The 15,134-nt window shown below is 69.6% G+C and carries 10 protein-coding genes and 3 pseudogenes; 4 read left to right on the top strand and 9 right to left on the bottom strand.

Features of this window, described 5'->3' with window-relative positions; translation table 11 throughout:
• Positions 1-54: 54 nt before the first annotated feature.
• Positions 55-1,935 carry an acyl-CoA dehydrogenase family protein gene (locus ACRRRO_RS19080; RefSeq protein WP_424797913.1) on the bottom strand — a complete coding sequence of 627 codons (1,881 nt, stop codon included), beginning with the start codon at positions 1,933-1,935 and terminating at the stop codon, positions 55-57.
• Positions 1,936-2,100: 165 nt separating this feature from the next.
• Here ACRRRO_RS19080 and ACRRRO_RS19075 point away from each other — a divergent pair, with 165 nt between their 5' ends.
• Together ACRRRO_RS19075 and ACRRRO_RS19070 are read left to right on the top strand one after the other, a co-directional pair.
• On the top strand, positions 2,101-3,192 hold the full coding sequence (locus ACRRRO_RS19075) for an iron-containing redox enzyme family protein (RefSeq protein WP_424797914.1): 1,092 nt from the start codon (positions 2,101-2,103) through the stop codon (positions 3,190-3,192).
• Between the two features lie 20 nt (positions 3,193-3,212).
• Positions 3,213-3,464, top strand: coding sequence for a CDGSH iron-sulfur domain-containing protein (locus ACRRRO_RS19070; protein ID WP_424797915.1), 252 nt, complete (start codon positions 3,213-3,215; stop codon positions 3,462-3,464).
• Here the strand turns inward: ACRRRO_RS19070 and ACRRRO_RS19065 are convergent.
• The 3 genes and pseudogenes from ACRRRO_RS19065 to ACRRRO_RS19055 form a co-directional block, all read right to left on the bottom strand.
• Positions 3,417-4,439 (bottom strand): NAD(P)/FAD-dependent oxidoreductase, encoded by a 1,023-nt coding sequence (locus tag ACRRRO_RS19065; RefSeq protein WP_424797916.1) that lies wholly within the window; start codon positions 4,437-4,439, stop codon positions 3,417-3,419. The two genes, ACRRRO_RS19070 and ACRRRO_RS19065, sit on opposite strands and share 48 nt — an antisense overlap.
• 3 nt (positions 4,440-4,442) lie before the next feature.
• Positions 4,443-4,975, bottom strand: a pseudogene (locus ACRRRO_RS19060) (isoprenylcysteine carboxyl methyltransferase family protein).
• Positions 4,972-6,036, bottom strand: a complete 1,065-nt coding sequence (locus ACRRRO_RS19055; RefSeq protein ID WP_424797917.1) for a type III polyketide synthase — start codon at positions 6,034-6,036, stop codon at positions 4,972-4,974. Before ACRRRO_RS19055 ends, ACRRRO_RS19060 begins: the two are co-directional and overlap by 4 nt.
• 73 nt (positions 6,037-6,109) lie before the next feature.
• Here ACRRRO_RS19055 and ACRRRO_RS19050 point away from each other — a divergent pair, with 73 nt between their 5' ends.
• Both ACRRRO_RS19050 and dacB read left to right on the top strand, forming a co-directional pair.
• On the top strand, positions 6,110-6,913 hold the full coding sequence (locus tag ACRRRO_RS19050) for a UbiA family prenyltransferase (RefSeq protein ID WP_424797918.1): 804 nt from the start codon (positions 6,110-6,112) through the stop codon (positions 6,911-6,913).
• A gap of 91 nt (positions 6,914-7,004) precedes the next feature.
• Positions 7,005-8,596, top strand: a pseudogene (gene dacB, locus ACRRRO_RS19045) (D-alanyl-D-alanine carboxypeptidase/D-alanyl-D-alanine endopeptidase).
• 84 nt (positions 8,597-8,680) lie between these two features.
• Here dacB and ACRRRO_RS19040 read toward each other — a convergent pair.
• The 5 genes and pseudogenes from ACRRRO_RS19040 to ACRRRO_RS19020 form a co-directional block, all read right to left on the bottom strand.
• Positions 8,681-10,294 (bottom strand): amidohydrolase, encoded by a 1,614-nt coding sequence (locus tag ACRRRO_RS19040; RefSeq protein ID WP_424797920.1) that lies wholly within the window; start codon positions 10,292-10,294, stop codon positions 8,681-8,683.
• Positions 10,291-11,919 carry a thiamine pyrophosphate-binding protein gene (locus ACRRRO_RS19035; RefSeq protein WP_424797921.1) on the bottom strand — a complete coding sequence of 543 codons (1,629 nt, stop codon included), beginning with the start codon at positions 11,917-11,919 and terminating at the stop codon, positions 10,291-10,293. The genes ACRRRO_RS19040 and ACRRRO_RS19035 overlap by 4 nt, the downstream gene beginning before the upstream one ends.
• A pseudogene (locus ACRRRO_RS19030) lies at positions 11,916-13,492 on the bottom strand (amidohydrolase). The gene ACRRRO_RS19035 and the pseudogene ACRRRO_RS19030 overlap by 4 nt, the downstream one beginning before the upstream one ends.
• 222 nt (positions 13,493-13,714) lie before the next feature.
• Entirely contained in the window at positions 13,715-14,215 is a 501-nt protein-coding gene (locus ACRRRO_RS19025) for an MFS transporter (RefSeq protein ID WP_424797923.1), read from the bottom strand.
• Between the two features lie 43 nt (positions 14,216-14,258).
• Entirely contained in the window at positions 14,259-15,095 is an 837-nt protein-coding gene (locus ACRRRO_RS19020; protein ID WP_424797924.1) for an MFS transporter, read from the bottom strand.
• Positions 15,096-15,134 lie beyond the last annotated feature (39 nt).

Below are 15,134 nucleotides of genomic sequence, written 5' to 3'. Positions count from 1 at the left end.
CGTCGGTGCGGACACAGGCATGCCGGCGGCGTCCGCATGCTGGGCCCCAGGTTGCTAGCGCAGGGCCTCGTCCGGTGCGATCCAGGGCCCGGTGTTCTCGGAGGGGTCCAGGATTCCCGCTTCCAGCCAGCTGAGGTCCCCGCGGAGTACGGCTCGGGCGGTCCGCTCATCCGAGGCATCGGTGTTGATCCACAGTTCGTGGAACAGCCGGGCCACGGTGCGCCGCGCCTGACGGCAGTACGACGCGGCCAACCGAGCAGAATTCGGGGCGCTGCCGTCCTCCTGCTGCGTCCGCGCGCGGAGGCACACCGCGGTCATCGCGAAGAGTTCGGCGCCGATGTCCACCACCCGGCCCAGGAAGCCCTGCTTGTGCTCGAGCCCGCCCTGCCAGCGGGCCATCCCGTAGAAGGTGGACCGGGCCAGCCGGCGACTGGCCCGCTCGATGAAACGCAGGTGCGTGGCCAGCGGGCCGAAGTCGGCGTAGGACCCCGGCACCATCCCCTGGCCGGCGAGCAGACCGGGGAGCCAGGCGGCGTAGAAGCGCGCAGCCCGGACGGCGGCGCGGGCCCTGTCCTGCCCGGTGGCCTCGGGGTCGATGATGTCACCGGCCACCGACAGGTGGGTGTCGACCGCGTCCCGGGCGATGAGCAGGTGCATGATCTCGGTGGATCCCTCGAAGATCCGGTTGATGCGCAGGTCGCGCAACACCTGCTCCACCGGCGCCGCACGCTCGCCGCGGGCTTGTAGGGAGTCGGCGGTCTCGTACCCGCGGCCCCCACGGATCTGGACGAGGTGGTCGGCGATCAGCCAGGCACGCTCGGAGGTGAAGAGCTTGGCCAGGGCTGCCTCGATCCGCACGTCGGCGCGGTCGGCGTCGGTGAGCCGGGAGGTGAGTTCGAGCACCGCCTCCTGGGCGTAGGTGTTGGTGGCCATGAAGGCGATCCGGTGCGCCACTGCGGCGTGCTCGCCCACTGGCCGGCCCCACTGCACCCGCTCCCGTGCCCACTCCCGGCCGATCTTGAGGGACCACTTGCTGGCCGCGACGCACATTGCCGGGATCGACAGCCGCCCGGTGGTCAGCGTGCTCAGCGCGATCTTCAAGCCCCGGCCCTCCTGGCCGAGCATGTTCGCGGCCGGAACGACGACGTTGCTGAAGCGGGTCAGGCTGTTCTCCAGGCCGCGCAGACCCATGAACGCATTTCGCCGCTCGATGGTGATGCCGGGGGAGTCCGCCTCGACCACGAACGCGGTGATCCCGCCGGGGTGTCCGTCCTGCTCCGGGACCCGGCCCAGGACCACCAGCAGATCGGCGATCGACCCGTTGGTCGCCCACAGTTTGGAGCCGTCGAGCACGTAGTTGCCGTCCTCGTCGGGGGTGGCTCTCAGGTGCAGACGGGCAGGGTCGGAGCCCACGTCGGGCTCGGTCAGCAGGAATGCGGAGATCTCACCGGCGGCGCACCTGGGCAGGAACCGTGCCTTCTGCTCCTCGGTGCCGAACTGGCGTACCGGCTCGGGTACCCCGATCGATTGGTGCGCCGACAACAACGCACCGAGCGCGGGGCTGACCGTTCCCACCAGCATCAGCGCGCGGTTGTAGTACACCTGCCCCAGGCCCGCACCACCGTACTCGGTCGGGATCTTCATCCCGAAGGCCCCGGCCTGCGCCAAAGCGTCGAGGACGCCCTGGGGGACCTTGGCCTCGCGTTCGATCGCGGCGCCGTCGATGCCGGCCAGAACCTCGTGCAGTCGCCCCAGGAAGGCCTCGCCGCCTTCATCCGGGTCGGAATCCGGGGCCAGGTGGTTCTGGAGGATCTCCGGTCGGAAGCGGCCCAGGTACAGTTCCTTGGCGAAACTCGGCTGGTCCCACCGGGTGTCCCGGGACTGTTCGGCGACCCGTCGGGCCTCGCGTTCGTCCACTTCGGGTCTCGGCACCATGACGGCCTCCTGCATCGACGCGGGTACCCCTAGTCTCGGGTATCCCGGCGGCGGCGGCAACGGTGGTGATGTGGGCCCCGAGCCGAGATGCACACCGCACATGCCGGTGAGAAAGTGCGTTCAGGCTCGCGCCACCGCGGCGCGGCCCGATACGGGAGCGCAAACATGACTCAAGACACCCTCGGCGAGCAGGTCCGGACCGTGGCCGCACTCCCGCCGGGTTCAGCACCGTTCAGCCCCTTCTCACCCCGCGGGGAACTGAGTTCGTACCTGCTCAATCTCCTCAGCGGTCCTGGTATGGACGGAGTCGGTGAGTTGGCCACGATCGGGGACCACGCGCTCGGGCGCGCGGGTGAGGTCATCACCGACGACGATGTGCAACTGAGCCTGTTCGCGCTCTACAGCCTGGCCTACGGATCCTTCGACGCGTTCGGGGACCGGTGGGAGTGGTCCCCCGAATTGATCCGGCTGCGCACCGACCTCGAGCACGCCTTCGAGTCCGCGTTGCGGGAGCGGATCCGGCCTCCTGAGTTGCCGGCGGCCACGGCGGGGGCGGTTGCCGAGGCGCTGTTCGACCTGACCGCTCCCGCCCCCAGCGGTCCGAGTCTGTCGCGTTATGTGGCCAAGCACGCCACCGCAGAGCAGGTCCGGGAGTTCCTGGTACACCGCAGCATCTACACCCTCCGGGAGGCGGACCCGCACTCCTGGGCCATCCCGCGCCTGACCGGCCGCGCCAAGGCCGCCCTGGTGGAGATCCAGGCCGATGAGTACGGCGGCGGCAATCCCGGACGGATGCACTCGGCGATCTTCGCCGGCACGGTGCGTGGGGCCGGCCTCTGCGACCACTACGGGCACTACGTGGACCATGTCCCGGCGGTCACGCTGGCCTCGCACAACCTGATGTCCATGTTCGGGATCAACCGCAGGCTGCGGGGTGCCGTGGTCGGGCACCTCGCGGCTTTCGAGATGACCTCCTCGATCCCCAACCGGCACTACGGTGACGGCTTCCGCCGGCTCGGGTTCGGACCGGAGATGACCTGGTACTTCGATGAGCATGTGGAGGCCGACGCCGTTCACGAACAGATCGCCGGGCACGACATGGCCGGCTCGCTCGCCGAGGATGAGCCGGCCCTCCTTGAGGACATCATGTTCGGCGCCTTGGCCTGCCTGAGGGTCGATGACTGGGTCGGGGCGCACCTGCTGGATGCTTGGCAGCAGGGTCGTTCCTCCCTGCGCAAGCCGCTGACCGATGCCTGACCCCGTGACGGAGGAACTGTATGAACCAGCCCGCTGAACCGAGCATCACCGCCTATCCGAACGGACCGCTCCTGGTCCGGGGTGGTGTCACCATCGTCGCGGCCGATGGCACGCCCATCCCCATGGAGCGCCGGACCGTGGCACTGTGCCGCTGCGGGGCGTCGGCCATCAAGCCGTTCTGCGACGGCAGCCACAAGGCGATCGGCTTCCGGACCGAGCCCTGCTCAGGCGCGTCCGACCTCGTTGACGGCGGCGGAGAACAACCATGGTAGGCGTTGGGCTGCCGGTACCAGGTGCGGCCGGAGCGGGGAGGCGCCCGCAACCATGAGCACCCGCGTCAGGATGGAGTGGCGGCGCACGATCCGCCGCCACGTCCGTTCGTAGTTGCCGGGACGGTCCTGCACGATCGCCTCGATCGCACCCTGGGCCTGGGCCAGCGCCAGGCTGACGCCCTCACCGGTGATCGCATCGAGGTACCCCCCGGCATCGCCGACCAGGAGGACGCGGCCGGCCACTCGCCGTCGGGCATGCTGGCGCAATGGTCCGGCGCCGCGCACCGAGGAGGCGGGCGCCGCCCCGGCCAGGCGCGCCCGCAGGTCGGTGAACTCGGCCAGCTGGGTCTCATAGGGTGCCCGCTGGCTGGTCAGGATCGCGATGCCGACCTCGTCCTCGGCGACCGGGGTCACATAGGCCTCCGCGTGTGCGGACCAGTGCACCTCGACATGGTCGGTCCACGGCGCACGGCGTACGTGCTGGCGCAACCCGTACCGTCCCGGCCCACGGGTGGGCCGGTCCAGCCCGAGCATCCGGCGCCCGGGGGAGTGTAGGCCGTCGGCCAGGATGAGGTACCCGGCCACCGTGCCATCGACGACGACGCCCCTGGCCTGGGATTCGACGGCCCGTACCCGGGTCTGCTCGATGGGGATACCGGCCTCGCGGGTGGCCTGCAGCAGTGCGCGGTGCAACTCGGTGCGACGCACCCCGCGACCGGGCGGGCCCAGGAAGTGCGCCTCGGCCTGCCGGCCCGGAGCGCAGTACCGCACTCCCTTGAGGTCCTGCCCCTTCGGGTGCACACCGAGTCGCTCCAGGTGGGCGATCCCCGCGGGCATCACGCCCTCCCCACAGGCCTTGTCGATCACGCCCTCGCGCGGCTCACGCACCACCACCGACATTCCGGCCGCGACCGCGTGCAGTGCGGCGGCCAGACCGGCGGGGCCGGCGCCGGCGATGACCAGGTCAACGGCCACGCCTCAGCCCTGTGCCGGTGCTGCGGCCACGAGCGCGCGGTTCTCGGTCCGGATGCGCACGGTGAGCAGCGCGGCGTTGGCCACCGTGAACACCGCCGCGGTGATCCAGGCAGAGTGCACCAGCGGCAGGGCGAATCCCTCCACCACCACGGCCACGTAGTTGGGGTGGCGCAGCCACCGGTACGGGCCGCCCTGGACCAAGGGCAGCCCGGGTACCACGATCACCCGGGTGTTCCAGCGCCGCCCCAGGGAGGAGATGCACCACCAGCGCAATCCCCCTGGGAGCCCAACGCCAGCACCAGCATCGTCACCCCGAGTACCGGCACGAACGGGACCGGGGTCAACCACACCTCCGCCAGGGCACCGGCGAGCAGCCCGGTATGCAGCACCACCATCACCGGGTAGTGGCCGGCACCGGCCTCCCAGGCACCACGGGCGAAGGCCCACGCGGCGTTGCGGCGCGCGACGATCAGTTCAGCCACCCGCTCCAGCCCGACGGCCGCGATCAGCACGGTGAACAGGATCTGGGAGGTCACCGGGCCTCCAACAGCACCAGTTCCAGGCTGAATCCCGGACCCATCGCCATCATCAGTCCGAAGGTACCCGGATCGGGCGAGCGGTCCAAGGCGGCCCGCAGGATGTGCAGGACCGAGGCCGAGGAGAGGTTGCCCACCTCCCGCAGGGACCGGCTGGTCAGTTCCAGGGCCTCGTGCGGCAGGCCGAGGGTCTCGGCGAGGGAGTCGATCACCTTCGGTCCACCGGGGTGGCACACCCACCAGCCCACATCGGCGATGGACAGGCCGTTGCGGGCGAGGAATGCCGCGACGTCGTCGCCCACGTTGTCGCGAACCAGATCGGGTACCTCCGCTCCCAGCACGATGCGCAGACCGGTGCTGCCCACGTCCCAGCCCATGGCCTCGGCGGTTCCGACGTAGAGGCGGCTGGCCGAGTCCAGCACCCGCGGGCCGGTGCTGCTCGGCACGCTCGGGTGATCCGCTCCGGTCGCGATGAGCGCGCCACCGCCGTCGCCGAACAACCCACTGGCCACCAGGTTCGCACCGGAGTCGTCACCACGCTGGATCGTCAGGGAACACAGCTCCACGCTGATCAGGGCAGCAACGCCGTCGGGCCGTCCCCGCAGGAAGTCATGCAGCCGCGCCGTGCCTGCGGCGCCGGCCATGCACCCGAGGCCCACGATGGGCAGCCGCACCACGTCGGGGCGCAACCCCACCCGTTCGGCTATCCGCGCCTCGAGCGAGGGCACGGCGAGCCCGGTGATCGTGACCGAGACCACCAGGTCGACATCCTGCGGGGTCAGGCCGGCCTCCCGCAGGGCGTTGGTCAGGGCGAGGGCACCCAACTCGACGGAGGCTTCGATGAATGCGTCGTTGGTCTGCCCGAAATCGGACAGTGCCGCGTAACGTTCCAGGGGCAGTGCCAGGTGTCGGTAGTCCACCTCGCAACCGCCGTGGATGCGCCGCAGCATGCGTTCGCCGGGGGCGTCCACTCCGATGATCGGCACCAGTGCATCGGTGAGTTGGCTCTGGCTGTACCGGTGCGCAGGAAGCACCGGCGCGACGGCGAGCACCTGTGTCATTTCTCGAGCGTACGGATATTCGCCGGGGTTCGCGTCCTGTGCCGACGCCGGTGGGACCGCGTAGCCTCAGGGGGTGCGCATCGTCATCGCTCTGCTGCGTGCCACCCATCCCGCTCCTACCGTGGTGGTCACCGCCCTGGCGACGCTGCTGGCTCTGGAGGCAGGTCACGACGCCGGGACCATCGTCGTCGTGGCGCTGGCGGTGCTGACCGGGCAGTTCACGATCGGCTGGTCCAACGACCTGCTCGACGCCGATCGGGACCGGGCTGTGGGGCGTACGGACAAGCCGCTGGCCACGGGCGAGTTGACCAAAGCGACGGTCGTGGCGGCTCTTGTCGCATCGGCGCTGGTGTGTCTCGCCTCGAGCCTGGCGCTGGGTTGGGCTGCGGCGCTGGCGCACCTGGTGCTGGTCGGCTCGGGCTGGGTCTACAACGCCGGACTGAAAGCCACGGTGTGGTCATGGGTGCCCTATGCCGCCGCATTCGCTGCACTGCCGGCCGTTCCATGGCTGGCGTTGACTCCCGCGCTGCTGCCGCCCTGGTGGATGCTCGCCGTCGGTGGGCTGCTCGGAGTCGGAGCGCATCTGGTCAACGTGCTGCCGGACCTCAGCGATGATGCCGCCACCGGGGTGCGCGGGCTGGGCCACCGGCTCGGCGGACCTACCTGCGGGCGCCTTGCCGTCGTCGTCCTTCTCGCCGGTACGGCCGTGGGTGTGCTCGGGCCTGCGGGACCGGTGCCCTGGTGGGCCTGGGGGGTGCTCGTCGTCGCGGGGGTGCTGGCAGCAGCCTCGGTGGCGGCACCGCGCCGGCTTCCGTTCTACGGGGCGATGGCGATTGCGGTGTTGAACGTGGTGATGCTGCTGGCCAGGTCCGCCTGAACCGGCCGAAAGGCATTTACCACGGTTGACGACGTTTGGTTACCGCGCTACGGTCCGGGCGTCCTTTTCTTACGACGAAGTGAGGCACTCGATGTTGCGTGGATACAAGGCACCGCTGGGCGCGGTGGTGGCGCTGGCGGCCGGTGTGATCGCCGCACAGGCACCGATGACCGGCAACGGCACCATGCCCAGCGGGGATGCTCCGGCCTGGGTCGAGGACGTCGACCGGATCCTGGCGGACTCCCGGTTGGACGGGGCGCTGGCCGGGGTGGTGGTCCAGGACGCCCGGACGGGGGAGCGGCTGTACGAGCACAACCCGGGCTATCGACTGATGCCCGCTTCGAACGTGAAGATGCTGACATCGGCGGCGGCGATGGAGTTGCTCGGGCCGGACTACACCTACACCACCACGGTGCTCACCGACGGCGAGCGGCGCGGGAACTCCGAGGTGGTGGCAGGGGACCTGTACCTCAAGGGTGACGGCGACCCCACCATGCTGGAGCAGGACTACGCCGCGCTGGCGGAGCAAGTGGCCGACGCCGGAATCCGCCGGGTGCACGGGGACCTGGTTGCCGACGACACCCGGTTCGACAGTCAACGACTGGGCCCGTTCTGGTCCTGGGGCGATGAGGACTTCTACTACTCCGCCCAGATCTCCGCACTGTCGGTGGGCCCGAACGAGGACTACGACGCCGGCACGGTCATCATCAACACGGCTCCGGGCAGTGCCGGCGAGGCCGCCGAGGTCTCGGTCATCCCCGAATCCGACTACATCACCATCGACAACCAAGCCACCACCGTGGCGCCGGGCGGAGCGACCTCGATCAGCGTGACGCGTGAGCGGGGCTCGAACACCTGGACGGTCAGCGGCACGATTGCCGCGGACGCCGATGCCCGGCGGGTGTGGCGCGCGGTGTGGGAGCCGACCGGCAAGGCGGCGGCGGTGTTCGCCAGGGCACTGCAGGAACAGGGCGTCGAGGTCTCCGGTGACATCCGGACGGGCGTGGCCACACCGAGCGGTGCCGAGGTGGTGGCAACGCACGAGTCGATGACGCTGACGGAGTTGCTCAACCCGTTCATGAAGCTGTCCAACAACGGCCACGGCGAAGTGCTCCTGAAGACCCTCGGCGATGAGGTCGCCGGCAGTGGTGACTGGGCGAGCGGCGCCGAGGTGCTTCGCGGCTACCTGGAGTCCTTGGGGGTGACCAGTGAGTTGCGTCTCGTGGACGGCTCGGGCCTGTCCCGCGGCAACCAGATCCCCGCCGGTGAGTTCGCCACCTTCCTGTACGAGGTGCAGGAGGCGACTGGTTCGAGCACTGGTATGCCGAGTTCCCGTCGGCCTGCGCGGGGGAGCGGATGGTCGGTGGGACCCTGAACTCGCGGATGTGTGACACCCCGGCCCAAGGGAACGTGCACGCCAAGACCGGGAGTCTGACCGGGGTGACCGCCCTGAGCGGCTATGTCACCGACGCCGACGGGCGTGACCTGGTGTTCGCGATGCTGTTCAACAACCATTTGGTGGGCATCGGCGACATCGAGGACCAGATCGCGGTGACCCTGGCGTCGCACTCCGAGGACGGTGGCGCAGCGGTTGCCCCGATGGCGATCGATCCCGCGAACGAGTCCGACCCGGCCCTGGAGTGCTCGTGGCAGAAGGGTGAGACGGCCGCGCTGACCTGCTGAGGACTCCCGGGCAGCACGTCCGGCCCGGCATACGTGCCGGGGCGGACCTGCGGACTTCTCGGATGCGAACCGCGCGGGACCGTCTCAGCCGTGGGCTCCGGTACCGAGCCAGCGACGGTTGCCCTCCCGGTCGCGCACGTACTCCGGCCACGGCAGGTGGGTCGGCGGCTGGAAGTCCGCCGGCAGCAACGGCTCCATCCCCTCGGTTTCGGACCGCTCGGCGAACTCGGTCGCGGCCCGGGCGCGAGCGTCCTCGTCGCACAGCAGGTCGATGAAGGTGCCGGCCACGGTCTTTCCGGTGACCGCGATGGTCGGGTCGATGGCGGCCGGGATGCCGCCGAGGGCGTTCATCACCCACGGTGGGTAGGCCCCCCGCCCGGGTGCGGGGCGCAAGGCCGGGCGGGCGACGTAGAAGCGCACCGTGGGGGCGTAGTGGGTCATCTCCACGTAGTCGTCGCTGGTCCAGTTGCGTTGCCAGGCGGGCATCTGCTCGCGTAGGGCGGCCTCGGCCTCCTGCGGACTGGTCACCTGTTCGCACTCGGCCAGGAACGGCTGCTCCATCGGGTCGATGCCGAGTTCGCGCTGAATGTCCTGTGCCGCTCCGATCGCCTCGGGCCCGTAGCTCGGGGCGCCCACCTCGGCCAGGTTGTCATAGAGCACCTGCGCCATCGTGTGGTTGGTCAACCCAGGCCGGGACCGGGCCACCCAGGTGCTCGCCAGCCGGCAGTGGGCCATCGCCGCGGCGTGCTCGGCATTGCGATCCAGCACGGCGAGCACGTGTTCGGCCATCGGCACGTCCGGGGTGCGCCAGGAGTACTGGATGCGTGCCACCTGGGCCGGGAGGTTGTCCGCGGTGGCCTGCCCGGACGCCAGGATGGCATCAGACAGGCTCCACCCGCCCACACTGGGCAGCATCGCGTCGTGCATGGTGCGCGACGCGGAGTGCATCTGCATCAACGCGATGTTCGCCCCCGGTGCGCGCGCGGCCGAATGGGAGGCTGGGATCGGGGAGTTCGGGTCGGCGCCCAGTTGCCAGGTCTGCGGCTCGTCGCAGACGAACTCATACACCTTGGAGTAGTACGCCCCGCACTGGGTGTCCCACCGGGCGGTGTTGCACAGTGGCAGCATGTAGAACGGGTGGAAACTGACTATGGCGTCCACGCCGTCGTAGTACCCGCGCAGCCCGTGCACCACCTTGGACCCGTGCATCTTCTCGGCCGGTTCCCCGGTGTAGCGCAACCTGCCCGGGATGTCGTGCTCGATCATGGCGTGCTGGGTGGCCAGCAACCCGGCGAGGGTGGCGATGCCGAGTACCGAGTGCGGGTCGGTGTGCCCGGGAGCATCGGGACCCAGGCCCTCGCGGGGCCGGCGCCGAGTGGTCGCCTCCTGGCTGTTGCCCGGCACGGCGTCGTACTCGGCATAGGTGAGCAGGGTTGGGCCGGGACCGTTGCTCCACTCGGCACAGAACGCGGTAGGCATCCCACCGGAGCCTTCCTCCACGTCGAAGCCTTCGGCGCGCAACCGTTGCACATACCAGGATGCGGACTCGTGCTCGCGCCAGGCCGGCTCGGCCAACTCCCAGATGTGCTGATGCCAACGGGACAGAGCCCTCATGTGCTCATCGACCCAGGCCCGGGCGGTGGCCTTGGCCGCCCCCGGCAGTTCCGCGCCCGACCCGCTCGACATGTCAGCGGTCATCCTTGCTCCTTGGGTTCGAACAGTGACAACGGCACGTGCAGCAGATGCACCCCGCCGGCGTCGATCGCCGCCCGTAGTGCCCCGGGCAGATCGCCCGCGACGCGGACCGAGGCCCCGCTGCCGCCGAACGCGGTGACCAGCGCCGGCCAATCGGGCTGGTCCAGGCGCACCCCGATCGGAGGGATGCCACGGTCTGCTTCGTTCTCCTCGATCTCCCGGTAGCCACCGTTGTCCACGCACACCACGACCAGGTCCAGGTGCTGCTCCAGGGCGGTCATGAACTCCTGCACCGAGAACATCAACGCACCATCGCCCAGCACGCACACCACGGGGCGGTGCGGACTGGCGACCTTCGCGCCGATGGACACCGGTAGCCCGTAGCCGAGCGTCGCGTAGGTGGCCATGTACAGGTAGGAGTTCGGATGCTCCACCGGCACCATGTTGGCGGTGCCGTAGTAACAGATCTGTGAGGAGTCCGCCCCCAGGATGACGTCCGCGGGAAGGCCGGCGGCGATCGCGTCGCAACAGGCGGCGGTGGCCGGGGCCCACTCCCGGCTCTCCCGCTCGATCTCGGCGCGGGCCACAGTGGCGCGGCGTGCTCCGGTGGTCTCGCTCGGGTCGCCGTCGGGCAGCGCCTGCAGCAACTGCTCGACCACGACGCCGGCGTCTCCCACGATGCCCATGTGGGCGGGCAGGTTCTTATGAATCTGCGTGCTGAGCAGATCCACGCGGATCACCTGGCCGGACGGTTGCAGCGGCCCCCACCACAACTCGGCCTCGCCGACCTTCGAGCCCAGCACGAGCAGTACACCGGCGTCGTTGACCAGCGCGTGGGCCGCCTTCAACCGCAGCGTGGACCCCACCGCGAGTGGGTGTGACTCCGGCACCACACCGCGTCCGTTCAACGTCGTCACCACCGGTGCGCCCAATCGTTCGGCCAACGCGGTGACCTCGGCGCCGGACCGGACCGCGCCACCACCGGCCAGGATGACCGGACGGGTGGCACCGGTGAGCAACCGGACAGCGCGGGCGACGTGCTCGTCGTCGCCGGCGGCCGGCTGCGGTTCGGAGTGGGGTCGCAGCATCTCCGGAGGGCAGTCGCTCTCCCCTTCGAGAACGTCGAGGGGGACCTCGATCACCACCGGACGCGGGCGGCCGGCGCGGTAGAGGTCCATCGCGTCATGGACGGCCTGGACGGCTTCCCGGCCGGACTCCACCCGCCGGGCCCACTGCACCACGGCATCGGCGGCGGCGCGGGTGTCCTTGGTCTCGTGCAGCGCCCCGATGTCGGCGAACTCCTGGCCGAGCGGCGGGCCGGGAGTGAGGATGATCATCGGGCGGGACTCGGCGTGGGCGGTGGCCGCCGCGGACAGCGCGTTCAACAACCCGGGGCCCGAGGTCGTGACCACCACACCGGGAAGACCGGTTTGCAGCGACCACCCGTCGGCGGCGTACCCGGCGCCCTGCTCGTGGCGGGTGGTCACGGCGTGGATACCCAGTTCCGGAAGGTGACGGTAGAACTCCAGATTGTGCGTGCCGGGGATGCCGAACACGGTGTCCACCCCGTAGGCGTGCAGCACGGTCAGCACGTCCCGGCCCACGTTCCTGGCACTCTCGGTCGTCATGCCGACTGCTCCGACTCGTAGCGGGGTACCCCGTCCACCCAGGTGGAGACCACGGGGATGTCGGCGATGGATTGCGGATCCACTGCGAGCGGATCCTCGGCGAGCACGGTGAAGTCGGCGAACTTGCCTACGGCGAGGGAACCCAGTTCCGCCTCCCGTCCCAGTGCGCGCGCCCCGGACAGGGTGTGGGCGTGCAGCGCCTGCTCGGCGGTGATCCGCAACTGCGGCGGGCCCAGTTCAGCACCCTGCGCGGTGCGGCGGGTCACCGCGGTCTGGATCGCCTGCAACGGCAGGGGTCGGCCACCGGTGCGTCCGAACTGAGCGTCACCGGCACCCCGGCGGCGGCGAACTCGCCCAAGGGGTTGAACCGTTCCCCGGGGCTGCCGATCGCGTCGAGCACCCCTTCACCCCAGTTGTAGTAGTGCTGGGTCTGGTTCACCGGCATGATCCCGGCTGCGGCGATCCGGTTGACCTGCTCCGGTGTGGGCAGCCCGCAGTGCTCGATCCGGTGCCGTGCGTCGGTCCGGGGATCGTCGCGTTGGGCGGCTTCCACCGCATCGAGCACCATCGCGATCGCGTCCGGAGACTGGGCGTGCGTGGCGGTCTGCAGGCCGGCGCGATGGGCGCGGGCGATCATCTGGGCGTACTCGGCCGGCTCGTGGTAGAGCATGCCGGTGCGGCAGGTGTCGCCGACGTAACCGTCGGGGAAGTAGGCGGTCCACCCGCCCAGGGTGCCGTCGGCGTAGAACTTGAATCCGGCGAAGTGCAGCCTGGAGTTGCCGAATGGGCCGTGCAGCCCCATCTCCAGGCCCTCGTCCAGCAAGGCGGAGAGCAGGTACATCGAGTACCGCACGTGCAGATCGCCGGCCTCGGCCAGATCCAGGTAGGTGGTGAACTCCCGGCGCGTCACCTGCGCATCACCCACCGCGGTGACCCCGCCAGCCAGGAACGAACGCTGCGCGGTCCGCAACTGATCCAGGTGCTCCTGCGGAGGGTCACCCAGGTGCAGGTTGGGGCCGTGGTTGCCCACCTTCACCCCGTCGGCGCCGGTGAGGATGTTGCATGCGGCGTCGGAGAGTTCACCGGTCAACTCCCCATCGGCGTCGCGGAAGAACTCCCCGCCGGGCGGGTTCGGGGTGTCCCGGGTGATGCCGTACTTGGCGAGCGTGTAGGAGTTCACCACGCCCCCGTGCCCGGATGCGTTCATCAGGTACACCTCCCGGTCGGTGGCGACCTGGTCCAGCTCGAACCGGGTGGGGTGACGGCGCTCGGCGAGGTTGCGGTGCTCGTACCCGTAGCCACGGATCGGTCCTTCACCGGGTGACAGCCGAGCCCGTTCGCGTAGGTGCTCCACGATCTGGTCGATGGTGCGGGCCCTACCCGGGCTGCAGTCCACCCAGGATCGCATCTGCCCGTGCATCAGCGGGTGGGCGTGGGGGTCGATGAACCCCGGCACCACGGTTGTCGCGCCCAGGTCAACCGTGCGCGGCCGGCCCAATCCGGCGTCGTCCGCCGCTGCCCGGCACCGCTCGGTATCACCAAGCGCGACGATCCGTCCGCCGGCGATGAGCATCGCGCTCACCACACCGTCCGGCTCCAGGGTCCGGATCCTCTCGGCGGTGACCACGGTGGGCGCCCAGTGTTCCGGCGTCCCGTCGAAACTCCGCAGCGTTCGCATCGGCTCCCTCACTTCCACTCTGCCCACCCCCCGGTGTCGCTTCCTGGTCGGGGCCGGGGAGGGTAGGCCCGGACCGGCTGCGTGCCGACGGTGCGCGCCAACTACTCGTGGCCCCAACTACTCGTTGGCCCCCCGGAGCGCCCGCGCGGTGAGGACATCCTCCTCGAACACCTCATCGATGCGCTGGGGCGCCAGGGCAAGGCAGACGATGCTGATCGCGGTCAGCGCGAAGTACAGGATGATCGCGCTCCAGATGGTGTCGGTGGCCTGGTACAACGCGGTGGCGGTCACCGGTGCCAGCCCGCCCCAGATCGCCGCACCGATGGAGTAGGAGATGGACAGGCTGGTCTGGCGGGAGTGCGGAGGGAACACCTGGGCCAGGATCGAGGCCATCGGGGCCCAGGCGAAGTTCATCCCGATCCGCACCGCGGTGAAGAGCACGTACATCAGTGCGACGTTCTCCGGGGCCATGGTCAGGAACATCGGCACCACCAGCGCTGCGGTGAGGATCAACCCGCCACCCATGGCCCGTTTGCGGCCGATCTTGTCCGAAAGCCACCCGATCAGCAGACAGGAGACCAGTTCACCGAAGGCCGCCACGGACAAGATGGTGAGCATCTGGTTCTCGCTGATGCCGATGCCGAACGCGGGCTCGGTGCCGTTACGCGGTCGCGAACGTGGTGACCATGTAGTACCCGCCGGTGGAGATCGGGATCAGGCCCACGCCCAACAGGATCAGTTTCCAATTGCGTAGGAACGCAGCCTTGACCGGCAGTTCCTCCTTGGTGTCCTGCTCGATCTCGCTGGTGAACACCGGGGTTTCCTCCACGGTGTACCGCACCCAGAAACCCACCGCGATCAGCACCGCGGACAGCAGGAACGGGATCCGCCAGCCCCACTCGTACAGGAACTGGGAATCGTTCACGGTGAGCAGCCAGAAGATCCCGGAGGCCAGCAGGGCACCCATCGGATTACCCAACTGCGGGAATGCGCCATAGAACCCCTTGAACCGGTTCGGAGCATTCTCCACCGACATCAGCACCGCACCGCCCCACTCACCACCGACGGCGATTCCTTGCAGCGCGCGCAGCACAATCAGAAGGATCGGGGCGAGCACGCCCACCGACTCATAGGTCGGGAGCACGCCGACGGCGGTGGTCGCGACGCCCATGAGCACCAAGGTCATGACCAGGGACCGCTGGCGACCGAACCGGTCACCGACGTGCCCGAAGATGACTCCGCCCAGGGGCCGGAAGAAGAAGCCGACGGCGTAGGTGGCGAAGGAGTACAGCACACCGGTGATCGGGGCTGCGTCGGGGAAGAACAACGGCCCGAAGACCAGCGCCGCGGCCGTGGCGAAGATATAGAAGTCGTAGAACTCGATCGACGTTCCGACGAAGGAGGCCATCCCGGCCCGCAGGGCCCGCCGATGGCTGAATGTCTGCCCGTCGCCGGGCTGAGGGCTGGAATTCTGCCCGCTGGGAGTTCCGGTGCTCATTACATACCGCCTTGCGAAGGAGGAGTAGTCGCGGCACCC

The organism is Sanguibacter sp. Z1732, from assembly GCF_051020515.1.
In the GTDB taxonomy this organism is placed as follows: domain Bacteria; phylum Actinomycetota; class Actinomycetes; order Actinomycetales; family Beutenbergiaceae; genus CALKWS01.
Note: the sequence above shows the minus strand (reverse complement) of the source record. Positions and strands in the feature narration are given on the sequence as shown.

Excerpts from the sequence above, each read along its gene's own strand:
- ACRRRO_RS19080 (WP_424797913.1), bottom strand. The coding sequence starts at position 1,935 with ATGGTGCCGAGACCCGAAGTGGACGAACGCGAGGCCCGACGGGTCGCC.
- ACRRRO_RS19075 (WP_424797914.1), top strand. The coding sequence starts at position 2,101 with ATGACTCAAGACACCCTCGGCGAGCAGGTCCGGACCGTGGCCGCACTC.
- ACRRRO_RS19070 (WP_424797915.1), top strand. The coding sequence starts at position 3,213 with ATGAACCAGCCCGCTGAACCGAGCATCACCGCCTATCCGAACGGACCG.
- ACRRRO_RS19055 (WP_424797917.1), bottom strand. The coding sequence starts at position 6,036 with ATGACACAGGTGCTCGCCGTCGCGCCGGTGCTTCCTGCGCACCGGTAC.
- ACRRRO_RS19040 (WP_424797920.1), bottom strand. The coding sequence starts at position 10,294 with ATGACCGCTGACATGTCGAGCGGGTCGGGCGCGGAACTGCCGGGGGCG.
- ACRRRO_RS19035 (WP_424797921.1), bottom strand. The coding sequence starts at position 11,919 with ATGACGACCGAGAGTGCCAGGAACGTGGGCCGGGACGTGCTGACCGTG.
- ACRRRO_RS19025 (WP_424797923.1), bottom strand. The coding sequence starts at position 14,215 with ATGCTCACCATCTTGTCCGTGGCGGCCTTCGGTGAACTGGTCTCCTGT.
- ACRRRO_RS19020 (WP_424797924.1), bottom strand. The coding sequence starts at position 15,095 with ATGAGCACCGGAACTCCCAGCGGGCAGAATTCCAGCCCTCAGCCCGGC.